At 41.1% G+C, this 21,639-nt stretch carries 22 protein-coding genes; 7 read left to right on the top strand and 15 right to left on the bottom strand.

The window, feature by feature from the left end:
• Positions 1-360: 360 nt before the first annotated feature.
• Together QZT26_RS10195 and QZT26_RS10190 are read left to right on the top strand one after the other, a co-directional pair.
• On the top strand, positions 361-1,548 hold the full coding sequence (locus QZT26_RS10195) for an OmpA family protein (protein ID WP_295101942.1): 1,188 nt from the start codon (positions 361-363) through the stop codon (positions 1,546-1,548).
• A gap of 62 nt (positions 1,549-1,610) precedes the next feature.
• Positions 1,611-2,564 (top strand): DUF523 and DUF1722 domain-containing protein, encoded by a 954-nt coding sequence (locus QZT26_RS10190; RefSeq protein ID WP_295101941.1) that lies wholly within the window; start codon positions 1,611-1,613, stop codon positions 2,562-2,564.
• Between the two features lie 145 nt (positions 2,565-2,709).
• On the opposite strand, the gene QZT26_RS10185 is transcribed toward QZT26_RS10190, so the two are convergent.
• The 14 genes from QZT26_RS10185 to ffh all read right to left on the bottom strand — a co-directional run bounded on the left by QZT26_RS10185 (position 2,710) and on the right by ffh (position 16,151).
• Complete coding sequence (locus QZT26_RS10185; RefSeq protein WP_099324166.1) at positions 2,710-3,201, bottom strand: hypothetical protein; 492 nt, start codon at positions 3,199-3,201, stop codon at positions 2,710-2,712.
• A gap of 35 nt (positions 3,202-3,236) precedes the next feature.
• Positions 3,237-4,139: a UDP-N-acetylmuramate dehydrogenase gene (gene murB / locus QZT26_RS10180; RefSeq protein WP_099324167.1), complete on the bottom strand. Its 903-nt coding sequence runs from the start codon at positions 4,137-4,139 to the stop codon at positions 3,237-3,239.
• Positions 4,140-4,394: 255 nt separating this feature from the next.
• Positions 4,395-6,032 (bottom strand): 2Fe-2S iron-sulfur cluster-binding protein, encoded by a 1,638-nt coding sequence (locus QZT26_RS10175; RefSeq protein WP_295101938.1) that lies wholly within the window; start codon positions 6,030-6,032, stop codon positions 4,395-4,397.
• 12 nt (positions 6,033-6,044) lie between these two features.
• On the bottom strand, positions 6,045-7,463 hold the full coding sequence (locus QZT26_RS10170) for an Rnf-Nqr domain containing protein (protein WP_099324169.1): 1,419 nt from the start codon (positions 7,461-7,463) through the stop codon (positions 6,045-6,047).
• Entirely contained in the window at positions 7,457-8,140 is a 684-nt protein-coding gene (locus tag QZT26_RS10165) for an FMN-binding protein (RefSeq protein ID WP_295101936.1), read from the bottom strand. The genes QZT26_RS10170 and QZT26_RS10165 overlap by 7 nt, the downstream gene beginning before the upstream one ends.
• Before the next feature lie 75 nt (positions 8,141-8,215).
• Positions 8,216-9,319 (bottom strand): RnfABCDGE type electron transport complex subunit D, encoded by a 1,104-nt coding sequence (locus tag QZT26_RS10160; protein ID WP_295101935.1) that lies wholly within the window; start codon positions 9,317-9,319, stop codon positions 8,216-8,218.
• A complete protein-coding gene (locus QZT26_RS10155) occupies positions 9,316-10,341 on the bottom strand; it encodes a 4Fe-4S dicluster domain-containing protein (RefSeq protein WP_295101933.1) in 1,026 nt (341 codons plus the stop codon). The genes QZT26_RS10160 and QZT26_RS10155 overlap by 4 nt, the downstream gene beginning before the upstream one ends.
• A 388-nt stretch (positions 10,342-10,729) precedes the next feature.
• Positions 10,730-11,218 carry an N-acetyltransferase gene (locus QZT26_RS10150; protein WP_230405765.1) on the bottom strand — a complete coding sequence of 163 codons (489 nt, stop codon included), beginning with the start codon at positions 11,216-11,218 and terminating at the stop codon, positions 10,730-10,732.
• Positions 11,205-12,578 carry a TatD family hydrolase gene (locus QZT26_RS10145; protein WP_295101931.1) on the bottom strand — a complete coding sequence of 458 codons (1,374 nt, stop codon included), beginning with the start codon at positions 12,576-12,578 and terminating at the stop codon, positions 11,205-11,207. The genes QZT26_RS10150 and QZT26_RS10145 overlap by 14 nt, the downstream gene beginning before the upstream one ends.
• Before the next feature lie 286 nt (positions 12,579-12,864).
• Positions 12,865-13,314, bottom strand: a complete 450-nt coding sequence (locus tag QZT26_RS10140; protein ID WP_295101929.1) for a YraN family protein — start codon at positions 13,312-13,314, stop codon at positions 12,865-12,867.
• 133 nt (positions 13,315-13,447) lie between these two features.
• Complete coding sequence (gene rplS, locus QZT26_RS10135) at positions 13,448-13,795, bottom strand: 50S ribosomal protein L19 (protein ID WP_099324175.1); 348 nt, start codon at positions 13,793-13,795, stop codon at positions 13,448-13,450.
• A gap of 40 nt (positions 13,796-13,835) precedes the next feature.
• Positions 13,836-14,516, bottom strand: coding sequence for a tRNA (guanosine(37)-N1)-methyltransferase TrmD (trmD, locus tag QZT26_RS10130; RefSeq protein ID WP_099324176.1), 681 nt, complete (start codon positions 14,514-14,516; stop codon positions 13,836-13,838).
• Positions 14,517-14,519: 3 nt separating this feature from the next.
• The gene (rpsP, locus tag QZT26_RS10125) at positions 14,520-14,777 is read right to left on the bottom strand and encodes a 30S ribosomal protein S16 (protein ID WP_295101927.1); all 258 of its coding nucleotides are present in this window, start codon (positions 14,775-14,777) and stop codon (positions 14,520-14,522) included.
• A gap of 21 nt (positions 14,778-14,798) precedes the next feature.
• Complete coding sequence (ffh, locus tag QZT26_RS10120) at positions 14,799-16,151, bottom strand: signal recognition particle protein (protein WP_205713385.1); 1,353 nt, start codon at positions 16,149-16,151, stop codon at positions 14,799-14,801.
• 405 nt (positions 16,152-16,556) lie between these two features.
• Here ffh and rpmE point away from each other — a divergent pair, with 405 nt between their 5' ends.
• The 5 genes from rpmE to QZT26_RS10095 all read left to right on the top strand — a co-directional run bounded on the left by rpmE (position 16,557) and on the right by QZT26_RS10095 (position 20,656).
• Complete coding sequence (rpmE, locus tag QZT26_RS10115; protein ID WP_099324179.1) at positions 16,557-16,787, top strand: 50S ribosomal protein L31; 231 nt, start codon at positions 16,557-16,559, stop codon at positions 16,785-16,787.
• A 12-nt stretch (positions 16,788-16,799) separates the two neighbouring features.
• Positions 16,800-17,879 (top strand): peptide chain release factor 1, encoded by a 1,080-nt coding sequence (gene prfA, locus QZT26_RS10110; protein ID WP_099324180.1) that lies wholly within the window; start codon positions 16,800-16,802, stop codon positions 17,877-17,879.
• 136 nt (positions 17,880-18,015) lie between these two features.
• Positions 18,016-18,987: a peptide chain release factor N(5)-glutamine methyltransferase gene (prmC, locus tag QZT26_RS10105; RefSeq protein ID WP_099326971.1), complete on the top strand. Its 972-nt coding sequence runs from the start codon at positions 18,016-18,018 to the stop codon at positions 18,985-18,987.
• A complete protein-coding gene (gene murA, locus QZT26_RS10100) occupies positions 18,968-20,242 on the top strand; it encodes a UDP-N-acetylglucosamine 1-carboxyvinyltransferase (RefSeq protein ID WP_295101924.1) in 1,275 nt (424 codons plus the stop codon). The genes prmC and murA overlap by 20 nt, the downstream gene beginning before the upstream one ends.
• Before the next feature lie 270 nt (positions 20,243-20,512).
• Positions 20,513-20,656 carry a hypothetical protein gene (locus tag QZT26_RS10095; protein ID WP_295101923.1) on the top strand — a complete coding sequence of 48 codons (144 nt, stop codon included), beginning with the start codon at positions 20,513-20,515 and terminating at the stop codon, positions 20,654-20,656.
• A 236-nt stretch (positions 20,657-20,892) separates the two neighbouring features.
• Here QZT26_RS10095 and QZT26_RS10090 read toward each other — a convergent pair whose 3' ends face one another.
• The gene (locus QZT26_RS10090; protein WP_295101922.1) at positions 20,893-21,150 is read right to left on the bottom strand and encodes a hypothetical protein; all 258 of its coding nucleotides are present in this window, start codon (positions 21,148-21,150) and stop codon (positions 20,893-20,895) included.
• Positions 21,151-21,639: the final 489 nt, after the last annotated feature.

Raw genomic sequence — 21,639 nt, 5'->3', positions numbered from 1 at the left:
TGTTTAAAGTAGTACAATAGCGCTACCACAATTGCTAAAAAACGGATATCTGTTATCGCTTTTTGCCAATCTTGGTAGTGGAAAATACTGATTTTCGCATTGCGAAAATCGTTTGCAGGATTTAGGTATAACATTTTCAGCGTGTTAGACGGATTTTGGATTATACTATTTCTATGTTTATTGATATTTTTATCTGCTAAAATAACGCAATCTGTGGTTTGCAGACAATTTCTTCTGAAATTTGACTTATGTGCTAAAAACATCGCATAAAAGAACAACGTGTTTAATAGCATTGTGTTTCCGTTCTTATGCAGAACCCTATGACGGCAAATTATCTTTTAATCTTATAAAGGAATAGTTATGAAAAAAACATGTTTGTTGGTATTGCTTGTTACAATGACGCTTGCTGTTCTTACAGGTTGTGCTCAACTCAAATCTATCACGTTTGAAAAAAAACACCCCGAACCTCTTGAATCATTCGTCCCGCAAGATTTAAGCGCAAAATCCCTTAGTGTGAAGTATGCACCGAAGATTGAAAGTTTTGTTATCATTTTAGATGCCTCTGCCTCTATGGAAACAGTATATACCGGTATCGTTAATAAAGGGCATCCAAAATTTGACGTGGCCAAAGATATTATATCGCGCATGAACAAAACATTGCCTGAAGTCGATGTAAATAGCGCCCTTGTAACATTTGGACACGGATTTTTTACGCCGTTAAAGAAGACATTTATTGTTTATGAACTCACACATCACTCACGAGACCTTTTAGAAAACGCGTTAAATATGGCAATCTATCCTAAAGGAAGCAGCCCTGCCGGAAACGCTATTGCTGACGCATCAAATCAACTGCTAACGTCGGTGGGACAAAATGCGGTGATTTTTGTGAGTGACGGCGAAAATTTAATAGGCACTCCCCTGGAGAAAATAAAGGATTTAAAAGAACTGTATGGAGAGAAGACATGCTTTTATACCATTCATGTGGGAAATACTCCTGAGGGGAAAGAGGCGCTCAGAAAACTTGCACGGTCCGCAACCTGTGGTTTTTCTGTAACTGCTGATGAAATTGCTTCCAGCGGGAATATGGCAAACTTTGTTAAAAGAGTATTTTTGACCGATATTCCTAAACAAGACAGCGACGGCGATGGTGTTTACGATGAAGACGATGAATGTCCGGATACTCCGGAAGGAGCTATTGTGGATTCCAGAGGATGCTGGGTGGTAAAAGGAATCGCCTTTGAATATAAGAAATGGGATATTAAAGAAGAATTTGAATCGAACCTTACCAACATTGTGGATGTTTTGGAAAAAAATCCTGATTTGCAAATAAGAATAGAAGGGCACACGGATAATATCGGTTCAATGAAATATAATATCGACCTTTCCCAAAAAAGAGCGCTGGCGGTAAAAGATTATTTAGTAGAGAAGGGTATTCATGAATCGCGTATCTCTACGACGGGTTTTGGATTTAAACATCCTATTGCCCCCAATGTTACAGAAGAAGGCCGTGCCCTTAACAGAAGGGCTGAAATTGTTCCTGTAAGATAGCAATAGTAGGGGCAAATGCTTTGCCCCTACACTACCGGCAACACGTTTTAGCACAGAAGCAAATGAATGAAAAGATCAAATTGGGGATTAGCGCATGCCTGCTTGGTGAAAATGTTCGGCATGATGGAGGACACAAGCTTGACCATTATTTGAAATATACATTTGGAAAATTTATTACGTGGGTTCCTGTGTGCCCCGAAGTGGAATGCGGCCTTCCCACTCCAAGAGAATCAATGCAGTTGGTTGGAGATCCGGAAAACCCTCGCATTCTTACCATAAAAACGCATAAAGACTACACCGTTCAGATGAAAAAATGGATCCGCAGTAAGGTGGTAGCGCTTGAACATGAAAACGTGAGCGGTTTTGTGTTTAAGAGTAAATCTCCAAGCTGTGGTATGCAGGGAATAAAGGTATATCCATCTTCATCTGGCATTTCTGTCGGGAAGGGCATCGGCTTGTTTGCCAGGGGATTTATGGAAAAATTTACCTACGTTCCGACGGAAGACGATTGTCATCTTCAGGTTCCTGAAAGAAGGGAAAATTTTATAGAAAACGTATTTGTGTTTTACCGGTGGAAGAAATTCCTGAAAGAAGACGGCTCTATAAAGGGCCTTACAACTTTTCATGCAAACCATAAATTATTAATTATGTCCCATAGTACAGAAACAGTCAAAGACCTCGGTAAAATGGCGGCTCAGCCGGGCGGAACCGGAAAGAAAGATTTGTTTGATCAATATTGCAAGACATTAATGACGGCATTAAAATTAAAAGCAACCGTAAAGAAAAATATCAACGTTTTGCAGCATATTTTGGGGTATTTTAAAAGAGAGTTGTCTTCCTGGGAGAAAAAAGAATTATTGGGGATTATCGAACAGTATCGCGAAAAACAGAGTCCCCTGATTGTACCTGTAACTCTTCTACGGCATTATGCTCATAAATATGATAAAGAATACCTGAAATCGCAATATTATCTTAATCCACATCCGATGGAATTTAGACTGCGGAATCAGTTTTGATTGCGTAAAATAATTAAATCACAATTTATAAACCCATCCGTGTATATCACGACAGCGAATCCGCCGTTCCATTATTATATTAGTGGATTTGGTGCGAAAAAGCAGCACCTTAGGGTTGTTTCTTTTCATTTATGGTTACAGCAATTCAGGTATCGTTTGTTTTCCCCTTTGAAAGAGGTTTGAGTCTTCTCAGGCTGTGATTGCAATAAGGGCATTTTCTAATAAAAAGATACATAAAAAAGAGCAGAATTGCCCATAACCCTGCTGTAAAGAAAAAGAGTATAACATCGCCGAAATCCAATTTATGAATTCTCTCCGGCACAACACGCTTTTCACAATAGCGGCAAAAAGCCGTTTCTTGTTTTTTTGCCGATGGTCTGAAGTCAATAACTCTTTTTACATTTTTTAAGGAAATTGTACCGGACATTTTCCTCCCCCACCCAATACCCTTTATAATGTGATTATCGCATTCGTACTTTTTAAAGACATTATGTATTTGCTTGCATTTTCCTGCCAGAAATAATTCTATGCGAAAACCTTTCGGGGGCTTCGACCGGTAATATTTTTTAACCAAAAAATGTTCCGGGTCATTGAGTATTGCTATGGCAACCGTCTTAATTTTCTCTAAATCTATCATATGTGTTTTCTATGGATGTAGATTATACAATCAATTTATGGTTCTCCAACAACCATAATTTCTGTATTCAGCGAATAGCCTGATTTTTCTTTTACCGTTTTCTGTGTGTATTGAATTAGCGCCAAAACATCGTTTGCCTTAGCATTTCCCAAATTAACGATAAAATTTGCGTGTTTTCCGGAAATTTCTGCGTCGCCAATGCGCATTCCCTTCAGCCCCGCCTGTTCTATCAATCTTCCTGCCCCAACATCCTCTATTTTCTTAAAAACTGAGCCGCAACTGGGAAATTCCGGCAATTGAGGCTGTTTTGTTTTGCGCCACTCCCGATTCGCTTCCATAACTGATTTTATTTCTGATTTCGGTTTTTGTGAAAGCTGGAAGGTTACATCAAGCACAATATCTTTCTGTTTATGCAAGATACTCGTATCATATCCAAACCGGAAGTACTCACCATCAACCGTTGTACTATTCCCATCTTCCGCTAAAATACGGCTCTTGCTGACTATTCCGGAAATAAATATGGTGTGTTTTCTGTCAGGAGATAAAAAATGCAGATTTTGCCATATTGCGCCGCCTACAGTACTCGGAATATCCACAAAATGCTCAAACCCTGATAGTCCTCGTTGATAGCATAGATTAAGAAGGTCGCCAATAATCGCGCCACTTTCCGCAACCAATTTATTCTTTTCAAGGAAGGTCGTTTTGTTTGCAAGATTTCTGATCACAAGACCGCGAAATCCCTTATCGGTAAATAAGATATTTGCGCCGCAGCCAAGCAAAAAATAAGGGGTTTTTCTGCGCTTTGCCTCTAATACCGCTTGTGTTAATTCTTCGGTGGTATGTACTTCAACAAACCAATCAGCGGGACCGCCTATTTTATAAGTAGTAAAAGGGGCGAGAGGTATGTTTTTTTTCAGGTTTGGTATGCTGAGTACCATTTATTGTTTTTATTTTACTCTTTCTATAAAAGAGTGTAATTTGTCAGAGTGTGTAACACTTTAGTTTTTTGAAAAATTCTAATAATAACGATGTTTACTGCACAGTGTAGGGGCTAAGCATTTGCTGTAAATTGTCATAAATACGTTCATGCTCAAATGGGCAAAACGCTTCACCCATACTTTTTCAAAAAAACTAGATCGTTACTCAGGTTTTAATCTTTGAGAAGAATGAATCATGCGGCGGGTAGGCAGGTGTTATTTTTTATATGAATCCAGCAAAGCAACGAGGTCCTTATCTTTTTGCCCTGAGGTTTCGAGGATATTTCTCACCTTCCCGATAAAACTGTAGCCTTCTTCAATTTTATCCCTTAAAAGTAGTTGTACAACCAGTGTGAAGGTAAGTTTTTCGATGATTTTCCCGGCATCTGGTATGTTTGCGGCAAGCATTTTTTCTTTTAACTCTAATTTTTGGTAAAGAATATCTACCGAAGGAGTAAGCGTGCCGGTAAAATCATCAAACAGTGCGTTTTCTTTTTGGAGATTCAGCACGTTGGCGGCAGCATCAATTACGGTAACGGTCATAGGCGCCGGCCCGCAGAGATAAAATGCTATATCAGGGTCAGGGGTAAGGTATTTATTGAGCAGCGGCCCTATAAATCCCTTCTCCCCCTGCCATTGTTGCTCCTGCTCATCAATGTATCCTTGTTTTTTAGCTAGTTGTTTACCCTCATCGGCAAGACTCAAAAAGCACTTCTTATCTATTTCATTTAACATGGCAGGGTCGTCATCGCGAAACGCACCGGAAAGTACAGGAATGAATTTAAAATTGGGGTTTTGCATTTGCCACTTTAACCATTTGGGCAAATACATCATTGGAATATCCTGGAGTCGCCTTTCTCCCAGGAAAAATATCGCCTTCTCCTGCCTTCCCTCTATGAACCATTGTTCCAATAACGCCAATATTGGTGCAAGTCCTGCCCCTCCAGCCACAAATACCGCAGTGTGTGGTTCTGTTTTCAGAGAAAAATGGCCGTAAGGTCCTGTAAAATGTATTTTTTCGCCGAGAAAGAAATTCCACAAACTCCGTTCCTGGGTATAGTGATGTACACAACTAGGCCCGATGCATGGGGCGCCACCACTTTCCACCGCCTTTGAAGGATCTACGGGGGCCAATCGAACAATAAGCTTTAAAAGGTCTGGTTCGTATGAAGCGAGCGAATAGCCTCTATACATGGCATTCCCCGGTTTATAAGGAATAAATTCTTTCCCCAGATTTTCACACGCCTTCTTTATATGAGTTTCGTATTTATTATAATGTTCCTCCACAAAATCTTCCGGAAGCATTAATTGAATATATTGACCGGGTTTATACGCAATAGGCTTTGAAGGTTTAAGCCATATTTCCATTTTATCGCTGGTGATCAGAATCTTTTTGACTGCCCTGGCTGTGTACTTTTTTACATTGAGGGTATCTTTTGACAGGTACAAACTAACATCCTTCTCCACCCGCACCTGACATGCCAGACGTTCATAACCATCTCCGATACCATCTTCCAGAAATTTTTTTGCATTTTCCCGGGAGCGCATATCAAAATGCGGCGTTTCAACGGCCGTATACAAACCGACATCGGTATAAAGTTTCACTTTACACTGACCGCATGTTGCCATCCCTCCACACGCCGCCGGAATATTAAAGCCATTGTTTTGTAATAATGATAAGAGCCTTTCTCCGCCTTCAATATTAAGCTCTTTCTTAAACTCATCATCACTTATAACAGTTAGCTTTTGTTTTGCCCCACGCCCGAAAAACTGGAAGATGATCTCGCACACTAAACTTAGTGCCAATATGAGTACGGCGAGAATACCTGCGCCTAAAAATAAAGGGGTAAGCATGTTTACTCCAACCTAAAAAATACGAATCATTCCAATGCCGGTAAATATAGCGGCCATTATGCCAAGTAAAAGGATTGCTATTGTATCTTCATCCCATGCATTTGTTGGCACAAAGAGACGCTGACGTCTCAACAATGCAAGCCAAACAGTAACCATTAGCCAGTGAAGTCCATACCCAAACGCAGTAATGGTTGAAACCATAAAAGATGTGCCTGTAGGAATGGTAAATGTTGCACTGGCAAGTACAATACAATTTACGGTAATTAGTTCAAGAAACTGCCCCATTTGTTCATATGCCGTTCGTGCAAATTTTCTAAGCATCACGCTTAATGTTTGCACAAATACGGCAATGGTTACAATAAATACTGTCAGGTAGAAGATTTTCTCCAGCCGTATTGACATGGATGAATATTTTGCTAAAACATCGCTTCCCATTATCAACACCTTATTATATACCACCCAGTTTAAAGCAGTAGAAAGCGTCATAACGATAATTACGGCAATCCCCATTTTCCATGCCGCATCTATTTGCCGTGATTTATTGAGCAACGGGCATATGCCTAAAAGTTTACTGAGTACTATACCATCAAAGAAAAGGGCATTTAATAATATTGGCAAAAAAATAAGAAACTGAGTATGCAATGTCGGGCTGGTACGAATGTGTACAATGATACTTATAAACAAACAGATGCCCAGCCCGATGGTAATTAACGATTTTCGGGAAATTTCAAACTTTGAACGCGGGGCAGGAACAGGGCCTTCTTCCGGTGTCTCAACAGCGGCGCATTCACATGAAGCCGCTTCCTGATAGACAATCCTTGCCTTGAGCAAGAAAGGACGCATCATGAGGCGAAATCCCGCCAATGCGAAAAATCCTCCCACGGGAGTTATCATTAACACAACGCGAGGAAACGTTTCCGGAATTACGGAAAAGCCCATAATCGTGCCAAAACCCAGCGGTTCCCGCAGAAAGGCAAGCAATATCAGCGCAAAAGCATATCCCATACACGCCTTTAAAATCTTTTTCTGCGCTTCCCAGAATGGCACCGTTAACCCTTCAGAAATTACGGCAAGCACTATACAATTAGTGGTAATAAGGTCGATATATGCCCTGATACTGGCAGCCACCTCCGGCACAAACGCCTGGGCAAAGAATGCAAAAATGGTCACAAACACCGAAACAATAATCATTAAAAGCGAAATCTTGTGGTGTGATCCCGCTATGGTTATTAATCTTCGAAATGGATAAATTAAGGAAAAACTCCCCATTGCAACAAACAACACACCAAGTCCCATCGTCAGAGAATTTTCGAGTTTATTCGTTACCGCCAAAGCAGAACAAAACCCTAAACCGGCGCCTGCGGTTAAAATAAGATTGTCTCTCAAGAAAAATTTAGAAGTTTTTCGTATATGTCGCTTTAGTCCTACCATTTCTGTTCTCCGGATTTTCTCCAAAATTCCTGTACTGCGTCATTGATAAACTCCTCAATACCCCTGCTTGTATTGGTAGCACCGGTTATAGCATCAAATTCATTATCACCCGTAGCTTTCCGCTCCTTAACCATCTTGATTTGCGGTTTTAATTTCATTCCAACAAATTGCTTTTTAAATATATCTTCCGTCATTCTTCCACCAAGCCCAGGAGTCTCGCTGTGGTCCAATACTTCTATCCCTTTCAGCGTTTCCATGTCAGGTTTCAGGCAAATAAACAAAGACATGGCGCTTGATTTATTATATCCATATCCAATCCTTGACCTGATAAACCCTACCCCTTGCAATTCCCCGTCTTTTATGAATTTATATACCTTTCCCTCTTCTTCAGTTTTTACCCCGGCGGCTTCGGTTTCTTCAACGGTTATCGACGTATCAAATACTTCTCTTATATTATCTTTATCATACCCTTTGATAGTAAAACCCATGATGGTTTTTTCAGTTGTACGGTATGGAATTCCAAAGATATCAAGAACCGCACGTTTTTCCTTTATTTCATGATATGCGGCAATTTTCGGCGCTGTATAAAAATATACCAAAAACAATCCGGTACACGGAATAAACGCAATGAAAAGGATCGAGAAAATACGGAGTATAAACGTCTTAAATTCTTCCATAAATTATGTTTCGCTAAAACTTTGTGATAGTTAAATTAGTGGTTGTAAACTATTTTGCCGTTATCTTTTGTTATTTCAGGTGCGGTATCTTATTTTTACCACCAACGATTGAATGGGTATTGCAAGCAAATTCATAAGCAATATAGCATACATTGCCCCTTCAGACAGTGTGGTATAATTCCTTAGCAACACGGTAATAAATCCACACCCTATGCCATATATCCACTTCGCCTTCTGATTATAGGTTGCTGTAATAGGATCCGTAATCATATAAAAAGCGCCCAATACTAACCCTCCGCTCAGGAGCTGAAAAATAGGCGGGGCAACATTTTCCTTTGACAGGAATAAAAACATACCTGAAAAGATAAACACGCTGCCAAAATAGGACACCGGCAACCGCCAGTTCGCAACCTTCATTTTTACAAGCCATATACCGGACAGTATAAGTGCTAATCGGCAGGTTTCTCCCAAAGAGCCATTCGCAGTACCTATGAGCAGGGAAAAATAAGAAGTGATGGTGCCGTCTGTCTTAAACGCGGTAAGCGGGGTAGCGTGGGTAATGGTATCAAGCCCATACCGCAAGGTATGAAGATCAGGTATACCGACAAAAGGCATCTGGTAGCCTGTCGCCAAAAGTGACGGGAAACATATTGTCAGGAACAATCGGCTAAATAGCGCAGGATTCACCAAATTGTACCCAACGCCTCCCAATATATTTCTGAAGATAATGGCCATTGCTGCGCCAAAGCCTATCAGCCAGAGAGGCGCTTGTGGTGGCAGAATGGCGGGAACGAGCAGGCACGAAACAAACCCTCCCTCACTAATGTGATCTTCCCTGGCAATTATTGCCCATATCACATCAACAACAAACACCCCAACAACAAGTGAAACAATCAATTTCGAAATCACACACTGTAACCCGTAAAAATACATCGCAGGAAACACCCATCCCATTGTCAGCGCAATAAGCACAGCACCCATAAACTTTTTCGTGTCCGTGTTGTTTCGGATAAAGGGCTGTGTCTGCGCTGTATGTTTGGAGCTGCGCAACAAACCGTCAAACGCTTCAAAAACTGCCCCAAAAAGGAAATTGACTGTTTCGTGGGTATGGATAAAGGTCTCTATCCTGTCAAGATTCTTATTAAGTGGCGATTCGAGTTTATTGAGTAATTTCTTCATGCTTTTTGTACATCCGGCGATTTACATTCCTTGATGATCCGCAACAATTCAATTTTCGAAGGGCATGCAAAACTGCACAGACCGCATTCAATACATTTTTCTATATCATAACTACGCACCTTCTGTTTTTCTCCTCTGTTGTAGGCCTGGTGGTACAAAGCAGGTTCTAAATTAACAGGGCAAATATCATCACAGAAGTTACAATACACGCAGGCTCGCAATTCCCCAAGCAAATTAGTGGTAAAATGCAGCCTATCCGTGTTAATCATAGGAAACATCTCTTTCTTATCCTGCGCCGCCAGAACAACAATGTCATTTACCGTCCAGCCAATTTTTTGAGCAAAATCGTTAACTTCCATTCCTCTTAACGGACCGTTTATAAACACACGATAAGGGGCGGTCTCCTTTACCCTGTTTTTTAGTATTTTTTCAAGGGTTGTTCCCAACTGCACCTTGATAAACTCATTTTCCTTAAGACCTGTGCCCGAAAGGGCAATAAAGCGGGAATTTACACTCTTATTAAGAATGCGGCTTTTGTGGATTGCCAATGCCGTTTGCGCGTCGAAAACTAGAATACCCTGGGACAGCGTATCCTGCCCAAAGTTTATATCTTTGTTTAAGATGGCTTTTGATAATACCACAGGGTCATCGTAAGGATATTTCGCATCTATAACAAAAACTTCCAACCATTCATTCATAGCCGCGTATTCTTTTGCTGCTGAAATATGTTCGGTTTCGTTATTGGTGATAACAACAGAACATTTCGCTTCAGGGAAGATGGTAGTCTGTAGCTCTTTTATTTTATCGAAGAAAACCGTTGTTTTATGTCCCAATGTTACCCAATTAGGCAATGCCCATGGTTCCGTGGGGCATAGGGTAACAATAATGTGTTTCACCGATTGTTCCGATGGCAGGGTAAAATTGAATACTTCAGGGGGGTCGTCTGATGAAATTTCCTCAACAATATTACAAAAACGTATTTTGTAGGCGTCAAAAAGATTTACGCCACCCTTGAAAACCATGTTTTGCTTTTTTCTGATCACTTTCTTACTTTTTCAAATAAAATAGAAGCTCTTAGAAATTCCATAAAAGTGTCCGGATAAAATATCAATCCGGACATCAGAAGTCAAGGTAATATTTTAGAACTAAATTATGCCGCCGATTGAACGGGTGAAAACAGAACACATTATCATTCAATAAACGTATTCCTGAAAACTATGCTTATTAAAATCTATAACTGGCGGCATTAAATGCAAATCAAATATATAGGAAATACAGGAAAAGAAGCTAAATACAGAAATGCTAAAAGAGAACAGAACCGTTTGGCATGACCGTTAAGCAAGGAAGTTTTTTGGCAAGCGACGGGGCAAGGGCAAGAGAAACCAGCCTTTTCTTTAATGCCAAAATCCATTATTTGCTTATATCAATAATAAGCGGTATTTCTCCGCAATCAGGGAATTTATGGCACTTTACACATTCTGACCATATTTTTTGAGGGAGTTCCGCTTTTTCTATCCTGCAAAATCCGCATTTCTCAAAAAATTCCGGCGAATACGTAAGAACGAACATCTTGGCGATGCGGAGTTCCTTCGCCTCCTGCATACACGCCGATACGAGTTTTTTTCCTATTCCTCTCCGCTGGTGTGAACCCAGAACTGCCAATGATTTTATTTCCGCAAGATCTTTCCAAAAAATATGCAAAGCGGCGCAACCAATTAATTGGGTATCCTCCATAAATACATAAAAATCCCGTATATTTTCGTAAAGCTCACTGAGGGAACGCGGCAACATTTCATCCTTTGACGCGAAACCGTTGATAAGCCTATATATCTTCTCTACCTCTTCTATTGTTGCTTTACGCAATATTAGTTTTTTTTCTTTGTTATCAGCCGAGGACATCGTGTTTTCTCACCCTAAAATCTACGCCCAACTCCACTGCAATTTCTCTACATTTCTTTATATCGATACCTGGAATTTCTACAACAGAGACCTGAACATTTGGAATAACCTTTTTCGCATCTTTAACAAACTGTATCAAAGCAAAATAGGCTTTTTCGCCAAATACCGGCTTGCAGATCGCAGCATATTTTTCCGCAGTTTCCGCATTTAAACTGATGCAGATGGTATCAATAAGGCCTTTTAATTCATTCGCTATTGACCTGCCATTGATAATATCCCCATGGCCGTTTGTATCCAGCCGGATGCGTTTCCCTTTTGATTTTAAATCCGCAGCAACGGCTTTTAAAACTTCCAGCCGTTCGGTCGGTTCTCCATAACCGCAAAACACCACTTCATCATATCTGCCAGGGTCTCCTATCGACTGCAGTACTTCTTCAATTGTCGGTTCCCGCTTTAAATGCAGATTATGCCCCTTCACAAAAGGATAGGTCGTCCTCATGCAAAATGAACACTCCATAGAGCATCGGTTCGTTAAATTTATGTAAAGAGAGTTTCTGATAGCGTAAGCTATTTTCCCCTCCAATTCAGGCTCCCCTATGCCGAATAATGCGTACGCATTAAAAGAAGTAATGCGTGCAATATCTTCGGGGGAAAGCCCGTATATTTCAGCAAAAACGGGGATAACCAAGGATAAATACGACGGTTCATTACGCTCCCCTCTTTTCGGATGAGGGGATAAAAAAGGACAATCGGTCTCCAAAAGAAGCCTTTCGACAGGAACAGTTTTGGCAATATCCCTCAAATTTTGCGCATTTTTAAAGGTAATCGGCCCGGCAAAAGACAAAAACATGCCCAGATCCAGGCATGCCTTTGCCACTTCAGCCGTTCCGCTAAAACAATGAACAACCCCCTTTAATCCACCATTTTTATATTTATTCAGAATTTTTAAACAGTCCTCACTGGCTTCGCGGCAATGTATTATCACCGGAAGATCATGCTTTTTCGCAAGTGCAAGGTGTTTCTCGAATAGTACCTGCTGGTCTTCATGAGGACTCTTGTTACGATAATAATCAAGTCCGGTCTCGCCGACCGCGACAATTTTTGATCCTCCAATCAACGACTCAAGCTCATACCACGTTTCTTCTGAAACCTTTGTGGCGCTATGCGGATGGATTCCAACGCTTGCATAAATATTTTCAAAACGATGCGCCAAAGCAATGCACTTTTTACTCGTAGAAAGGCTTGTTCCCACATTAATAATACTTCCGACGCCTGCCTCTCTGGCACGTGACAAAACGGAGTCCAAATCTGTTTTATATTCCGGAAAATCAAGATGCGCGTGTGTATCAATAATCATCATATTATTAAAATTCTTTACCAAAAAAGCGCCACTTAAAAACATAACCTTACGGCGATATTATCAATATCCCTTAAACGCCAGGGAACTGAAACGGGTTCATCAATCATCAAAAACACTGCTACTATAGTCAAACAAATAAGGTTTTCAAAAAAATTTACACACCCCAGTCCCCTCTATAAAGGAATTAAGGGGCGTGCTTGTATAGTATGCTTAGTCAAATAAATCTGTTTTTTAGAAAGCCATTTTATCGCCAAATTCCTAAAATCATATTTGTTTGGCTATACTTTTAGCTACATGTTCTTGTAAACGCATTTTTATAGAGTGTAATAGCAGGATGTTTTTTTGCTGGCGGGTAAAAAACAGAAACTACATCAAAACGCAAATCTATGCCCTCTACTTTTTTTTCAGCAATATAGCGGGAAGCCATCTTTATAATTTGCTTTTTTTTTGCTTCTGTTACGGCTAATTCAGGAGGTCCATAACTATCGGATCCACGCGTTTTTACTTCTACAAAAACAATGGAACCGCGGTCATAGCAAATAATATCAATTTCTCCGGTCTTACGCCGGTAATTCCTCTGTAGTATCTTATATCCCTTTTTTTTCAGAAATTTCACAGCGACAACTTCTCCCTTTTTACCGAGAGCTTTCTTGTGCGGTTGTACGTCACTGGTTTTTTTGAGTATATTTTTCAGGAAAAAAAGGGAACCTATTAGTTTTTTGAAAAATCCGTCCATGAGTTAAACCCTATGCTTCACAGACTGGGCCAAATAGGCAATTTTATACTATTCCTAGATATTCATTCCCTGCTTTTTAGAAAACAAGTTCATTCGACCAAGTCTGTTCAGCATATGGAATACCTGTATATCCTTAATCCACCCTTTTTTCTTTCAACCTGGTACCTTTACTGGTTCTGTCCCTCATGTAATACAACTTTGCACGCCGTACTTTTCCTGATTTTTTTACCTTAACATCCAAAACCTTTGGGGAATGAATGGGGAAAACACGCTCTACGCCTTCTCCCTGTACAATGCGTCTTACGGTAAAGGTTTCCCGTATCCCTCCGCCATTTTTTGCGATTACCAACCCACTGAATACCTGCGTACGTTCCTTTTCTCCTTCTTTGATTTTGATCGAGACATCTACCTGATCGCCAACAGAATACTTTGGTATTTCTGTTTTCATGTGTTCTTTTTCTATTACATCGATAACATTCATGATCCCACTCCTCATAATTTATTACAGGGTAAATATAATACTATTTCTTGTTTAATAAATCGGGCCTTTTTTCCCGTGTCCTTTTTTCAGCTAAATATCTTTGCCATTCCTTTATTTTTTGATGATGACCCGAACGTAATATTTCCGGAACTTTCATGCCTCTGTATTCAGCAGGACGGGTATATTGAGGATACTCCAATAACCCGTCATGAAAAGATTCTTCGGTTATTGAGTTCTTATCTCCCAAAACACCGGGTATCAGACGGACTACCGCGTCAATAACTACCATTGCCGATAGTTCTCCACCTGAAAGAATATAATCGCCGATGGACAACTCAAACACATCAAGGCCGGTTCTGATTCTTTCGTCAAACCCTTCATAGTGGCCACATATCAACATAAGATACGCCTCTTTTGCCAATTCTTTAGCGATAGCCTGGGTAAAACAACGCCCTTGCGGCGTTAGTAAAATTTTTTTAGCGGGTATGTTAGTTTGCCGCTCAATCGCTTCTACTGCATTGAAAACGGGTTCCGGCTTCATTACCATCCCAGGCCCCCCGCCATAGGGTCTGTCATCTACACAACGTTGATTTTCTGCATAGTCTCTGATATTGAAAATATTGTATTGTACAAGGGCCTTTTCTCTGGCGATTTTCAAGATACTATGCCCCAGTACGTTTTCAAAAATACCGGGAAACAATGTCAAAATATCAATGCGCATGTATTATTTTTTAAACGCAATACCAAGTTTTTTAAATATGCTGGCAACCGTTTCCGTTGGTTTTGCCCCAACGCTCAACCAGTAATCAACCCTCTCTCGTTTCAGAGTCACCTGTTTTTCGTTGTTTGATTCCATAGGATCATAAGTGCCTAAATTTTCAATAGCCATGCCATCCCGTTCCTCATGTGCATCGAACGCGCCAATTCGGTAAAAGGGCCTGTTTTTACGTCCCATTCGCATCATCCTAATTCTTACTGCCATTTTTTCTCCTTTTAGATAAAATTACCGTATCATACCCTTGCCAAAGGGCATACCCCCGGGAAACATCCCCTTTTTCTTCAGCCCCTTCTCGTTTCCCTTAAAATGTTTCATTAGTTTTTTCATCGATTTAAATTGTTTAAGCAGTTGATTAACATCCTGAACGGTCGTCCCGCTGCCTTTGGCTACGCGCTGCCTTCTGCTTCCATTTATCATATCGGGGATCAAACGTTCCTGAATCGTCATTGATTTGATAATCGCTTCAACCTTTTCTAATTGTTTTTCGTCAAAATTAAGTCCGTCCATCTTGTTCCCCAAACCGGGAATCATACCCATGATTTCTTTGATTGGTCCCATTTTTTTTATCTGTTGAAGTTGCATGAGAAAATCTTCCAGGCTGAGCGTATCACTTTGTATCTTCCGGCTAAGGTTCTGCGCTTCTTCAAAATCAATGGCCTGCTGTGCGCGCTCCACCAGTGAAACTACGTCGCCCATTCCCAGTATTCTGGAAGCCATCCTATCAGGATGAAACTCCTCAAGACGGTCGAGTTTTTCGCCAATGCCCACGAACTTAATAGGTTTTCCCGTAACCGCCCTTATTGAAAGAGCCGCACCGCCCCGCGTATCACCATCAAGTTTAGATAAGATCACCCCGTCAAAACCTAATTGCTCATCAAATTCCCTGGCGCTATTTACCGCGTCCTGACCTGTCATTGCATCACAAACAAAATATATTTGATCGGGTGTGAGTGTATCTTTTATTTCCCGCAATTCAAGCATCAGTTCATTGTCGATGTGTAATCGCCCTGCAGTATCTAAAATTACCACATCATGTCCGTTTTCTTTTGCATATTTTATCGCTTCACTACATATCTTTATTGGTGGTAAATCTTTTTCAAAATATACCTGTATATCCAGTTGCCGGCCCAGCGTCTTTAATTGTTCAACAGCCGCAGGGCGTTGTATATCCGCTGCGGCAAGCAACGGCTTTTTTCCTTTCGAAAGCATCAGCCTGGCAAGTTTACCAGCCGTTGTTGTTTTACCGCTGCCTTGCAAACCCACCAACATCACAACCGTCTGCCCCCCTTCCTTGAAAGGAATAGAGGTATCAGACTCCCCCATCAATTTAATCAGTTCGTCGTGGACAATCTTGACCACCTGCTGGCCCGGCGCAACACTTTTGATTACCTCTTCACCCACAGAACGCTCGGTAACCTGCTTAATGAAGTTTTTTACTACTTTATAATTAACGTCCGCCTCAAGCAATGCCAGACGCACTTCGTGCAAACCGTCCTTAATATTTCCTTCGGTTAATCTTCCCTTCCCGCGGAATTTACCAAGAACAGCTTCCAAACTATTTGTGATTGATTCAAACATAATCGAACGATTTTAAAACAATACTTGCCTTATTAAAACAGTGCCCATCTTAAAGCCTAATTTAAATTTAAAAATAAATCTTTGACGTTTCCTTTTACCGCTTACGTAATTTCACAGTATAATTTTACTGATTCGCAATAGCAAGATAACAAAATAATACTATAAATTTTTCATTTTATAAAATAATACAAGATATTCAAATGAATTTTATGAATACCGTATAAGACAAAATGGCGTTTAGCTATGTAAGTATGGGTGTGCAGTACGTTTGATTTTAGGGTTAAGTCGAATATTTCTATTGCACAAGATTTGTTGGTTTGCTAATATTTTCCGTTTGTGTTAATATATTTTATATTATTTTTTTTATATTTGCAGGCGCTTTTTTATTGAGGAGATAACGTAGCAATGAAAAGCAGTATTCATCCAAATTATATAGAGGCAGTTGTAACATGCGGATGCGGAGAAACATTTAAAACCAGAGCCACAAAACCTAAAATAGCAGTAGATATATGCTCAAAATGCCACCCGTTTTATACGGGGAAACAAAGATTTATTGATAGTGCCGGCCAAATTGACCGCTTTAACAAACGATTGAAAAAGAGCAAAATAATTCAAGACCCAGGTACAACAAAATAATAGTGCTATTTGATGAATAATAACTTATTAAAAAGATTGGAAGATATGCAAAAACGGTATAACGAGCTGGAAAACTTGCTGGCCGACCCGCAGGTTATAGCTGATTCCGGCCGTTATATGTCACTCATGAAAGAACACGGATGCCTTTCCAAAATAGTTCATAAATATGCCCAGTTGACAAAAACCTACATAAGAAAACAGGATGCGGAAAACCTGTTATCTGACGGGGAATTTGCAGATATGGCACGCATGGAACTGGATGAACTGGAAGGCCATGAAAAGGCAATTATGGATGAAATCAAGGAATTATTTATTGCCGAAGACAAAACCGCCAATAAAAACGTTATTGCTGAAATCAGGGCGGGAACCGGGGGAGAAGAGGCAGCCATTTTTGCGGCGGATCTGTTTCGCATGTATATTAAATATGCTGAAAGTCAAAATTGGAAAACAGAACTGTTTGATTACAACGAAACTGATTTAGGTGGTTTCAAAGAGGTCACCTTTTCCATAGAAGGTCGTAATGTTTACCAGAAATTACGTTTTGAAAGCGGCACACATCGTGTTCAGCGGGTACCGCAAACGGAAGCAAGCGGCAGGGTTCATACTTCAACAGCAACGGTAGCCATCCTTCCTGAAGTTGAAGAGGTAGAAATTGACATTAATCCGGCAGATATCCTGATAGAAACATTCCGTGCCTCCGGACCAGGGGGGCAAAAGGTAAATAAGACGAGTTCCGCCGTCAGGATTACCCATATCTCCACCGGTATTGTTGTAAAATGTCTCGATGAAAAATCACAGCATAAAAACAAGGCAAAAGCAATGCGCATACTACGAAGCCGCTTGCATGAATCGATTGAAGAAAAAAACCAGCTTGAACGGGATCAAGTAAGGAGAATTCAGATAGGAACTGGCGACCGTAGCGAAAAAATTCGTACGTATAATTATTCGCAAAACAGGGTCACCGATCACCGGATAAATTTTTCCGTGTATAATCTTGAACATGTCATGCTGGGATATTTGGACGAAATTATTGCTGCCCTTGCTAACCACTACCGGGAAGATCAATTAAAACAGTTGATCACAAGTACATAACCACGTTAAAAATATCCCGGAAAATAGAGGGTTCACCTTAATACCTTTTTTAATAACAATTTAGTTTTTTGATAAATCCGCCCATGCGTTAATCCGTTGCTTCCGCATGGGGAATAGTTGAGAGGTATTTTCTCACGTGAAACCTTCTTTTCCTTTTGTTTCAAATCCCAATGACAAAAGTACTAAAGTAGAAAACAAGACGTCCACAACTAAAAACACTGTCGGAAATATCATTCAATGGGCAACAAGGGAATTGCAACGTTCCGGCATTGATACTCCCCGTTTGGACGCAGAGGTTATACTGTCACATCTGCTGAACTGTGATCGCATACAATTTCATACACACCCCGACAAACCCGTACAACGCATAATAGCATCACGCTATAAAAAGGCCGTTCAGAGAAGAGCCAAAAGGGTACCGCTCCAATACATTACCAACCATGCAGAATTTATGTCCTCAGACTTTTATGTTGACGAAAGGGTACTTATACCGCGTCCGGAAACGGAATTACTAGTGGAAGCGGTTATTAAAAAGGCAAAAAGTTTCATCCATGAAAATGAAATTGTAATCATTGACATCGGTGTTGGAAGTGGGAATATTGCAATTTCCCTTGCAAAAAATATAAGCACTGCGGGAATAATGGCAATAGACATTTCCCCCGAGGCGTTGGATGTCGCCAAAATGAACACACAAAAACACCATTTGCAGGAGAAAATTACGTTTCTCTGCGGCAATGTATATGAGCCGTTACAATCATGCAGCATCAAAACAAAGGCACATTTCATCGTATCAAACCCCCCCTATATAGCTTCCACCGAATTATCTGAGCTGCAACAGGAAGTAAGGGATTATGAACCGTACACCGCTCTTATCAGCGGCAATAGTGGTTTGGAAATGTTTGAACGTATCCTGGCAGAAGCAAATTCGTGGCTAAGGCCGGCAGGTTTTCTCCTTTTGGAAGTAGCCGAAAAACAAGCGCGTCAGGTCATAAAAATGATAAAAAATACAAACATCTTTACATCGATACAGCGCATAAAAGATTACCAGAACATATCACGCATCATCATTGCACAAAGGGAGGGCAACATTGGACAAGATCGTAATTGAAGGTGGACATCGTTTGGAAGGAAAAGTACGCATAAATGGCGCAAAAAATGCAGCATTACCTATTATGGCTGCATGTTTATTACTCCATGGCCCCTCGCGTATAAAAGGAATACCCAATATTGTCGATATTCAGACGCAGATAAAAATATTGAAAAATCTTGGGGGAGATATCCGGCACATCGAAGACGGTTCTCTTGGAATAATATTTCGGGATGGCGAGCATAAAGAAAAGATTACAGCGCCTTACGATTTGGTAAGAAAAATGAGGGCGTCCGTCTGTGTTCTGGGCCCACTACTCAGTAAACGTGGCAATGCAAAGGTTTCATATCCTGGAGGATGTGTTATCGGGCAACGTCCTATAGATTTACATTTGAAAGGACTTAAGGCATTAGGCGCCAGGATTGAAACGGATGAAGGATATGTAATCGCCTCAGCAGGCACACTGAAAGGCACACGTATTTCTTTAAAAGGGCAATACGGCACGACGGTACTGGGGACATGCAATGTTATGACTGCTGCTGTATTGGCAGAAGGCACAACGATCATTGAAGATGCAGCTTGCGAACCTGAAGTGCAGGATCTTGCTTATTTCCTTAACAAAGCCGGCGCTAAGATTTCCGGCATAGGAGGCAGCATACTCACCATTGAAGGCGTTAAGGAATTGCACGGTGTGGACTATGAAATCATACCTGATAGAATAGAGGCAGGAACATTTATGATTGCCGGGGCGATAACGAAAGGAGAAATTACGCTGGAGAATGTCAGGAACGATCACCTTGTCGCAACAATCGAAAAATTGCGCGAAATAGGCGTGGAAGTAACTGCAAATGGCAATACCGCCGTGGTGAAAAGCAATAATACCTACCGGCCCGCCAATATAACAACGATGCCATATCCATGCCTGCCCACCGATATGCAGGCACAATTTATGGCCTTGCTTTGTACAATATCAGGGAAAAGTGTAATTGCCGAAAAAATATTCCCAGACAGATTTATCCACTCCGCGGAATTAAGAAGAATGGGGGCAGATATTCGGGTAGACGTCCCGTATGCCACAATAAACGGGTCCCCTTTTCTTTCGGGTACTCACGTCATGGTTTCTGACCTCCGTGCCGGCGCCGGGCTAGTGCTTGCAGGTCTTGTGGCAAAAGGCACAACCCACATCCACCGTATCTACCATTTGGATAGGGGATATGAACAGATAGAAAAACGTCTGTCTAAACTCGGCGCTCATATAACACGGGTAAGCGAGTAAAATATTTTCTACTACTTTTTATCCATTGCAATATTTTTAAGCACGGTGGGAAGAAAAGATTGGAACGAGTTATGGTCTTTTTTTAAATTTTGCAAAAAATCGAGAATGCTCCCTTCCGAATTTCCAAACAATCAAAAGAACCGATACAAATTCTCCAAGGATAAAGACTTGACCCCTTACCTTCTTCTTGTAGTGAAAAGTGTAGGTGATGTTAAACCATCTCATAAATTTACTGCGATTTGCAAGAGGTGTTTCTAAAAGCAGATGGAAATGATTATCCATGAGGACGTAACAATACAGGATGATATTACATGTTTTCAGCCCATCATCCAACAACTCAAGAAAGACGTCCCTATCGTGGTCCTCACTGAATATAGACTTCCGTTCGTTACCACGACAGGTTACATGATATAAAGCATCTTCGTATTGTATTCGTAATAGTTTTACCAGTACAGCATTATTGCATAAATAAATTCTTTGTGTAGGGTCAAGGAATGGCGAGTTGCATTAGGTCTCCCCTTGGCTGTTGCTGCCGTTTCCAGCTTTGTGCCCGTTTAGGTTTTCCATAGTACTTTTCCATCCCCTGCCACATCAAACCGTACGCGAGGTTTTCCCTCATACGGCTTTCCTGCTCCCTTCTCAGCAAGGCATTATACATCTATCGATATGGAGCAGCTTTCGGGTAGATATATCCCCTTACTCCACCGCTTCCAGCCGAAACCACTCAGTGCTTGTCGGTCTTCGCCTTGATGTATATCTTCCTCTTCAGTTCCTGCAGACTTATGGAAGCCTTTGTCATTCTTCCCTGCTTTACCTCTAAAGAAAGATTTGGAATACAGCAGAGCCCCTTCGCTCCGGCAAGGTTGTGTTGTCCTTGCCATCCTCACTACTACGGACTCATCCGCCACCCTCTTGTCTGTCAGCCCATTTCGCCCTGGGACTTATAGGGCTTACCTTCGTTCCTGATATTTCTATCTGGGACAAGGAGGGTTTCCCCTGTTGATACTGCTCCTTTCTATCCGTGTCGCCGCTGATACCCCGCCAACGTTCTTTTCCCTATTAGCCAGTTGAGGTGTGTGAATTCCGCCTTCGCCTACTATTGACAGGCTCGGCCAGTGGTTCTTGACTTTTACGAGGCTACATCTACGTTCACGTAAGTTACGACCCGGATATTCGCTCACCGGCCTTACGCCGACTTTGTCGATGGGCTTCAGAAGGTAACGTTTCCATCGCCCCCTGCCATCCCTAATCTTTACCCACAAATTTCAAGAGCACCGTAGTTGTACGGCCAATTGAGCTGAAGGCTAAGTGGTGTAAAGTTCGTAAGCAACTTCAATATCAGCCAAACGTGACATGCCTCGCCAAAGTACTTCACTTCCGGGATGGCCATCACCACG

The organism is uncultured Candidatus Kuenenia sp. (assembly GCF_900696675.1).
Lineage (GTDB): Bacteria > Planctomycetota > Brocadiia > Brocadiales > Brocadiaceae > Kuenenia > Kuenenia stuttgartiensis_A.
Note: the sequence above shows the minus strand (reverse complement) of the source record. Positions and strands in the feature narration are given on the sequence as shown.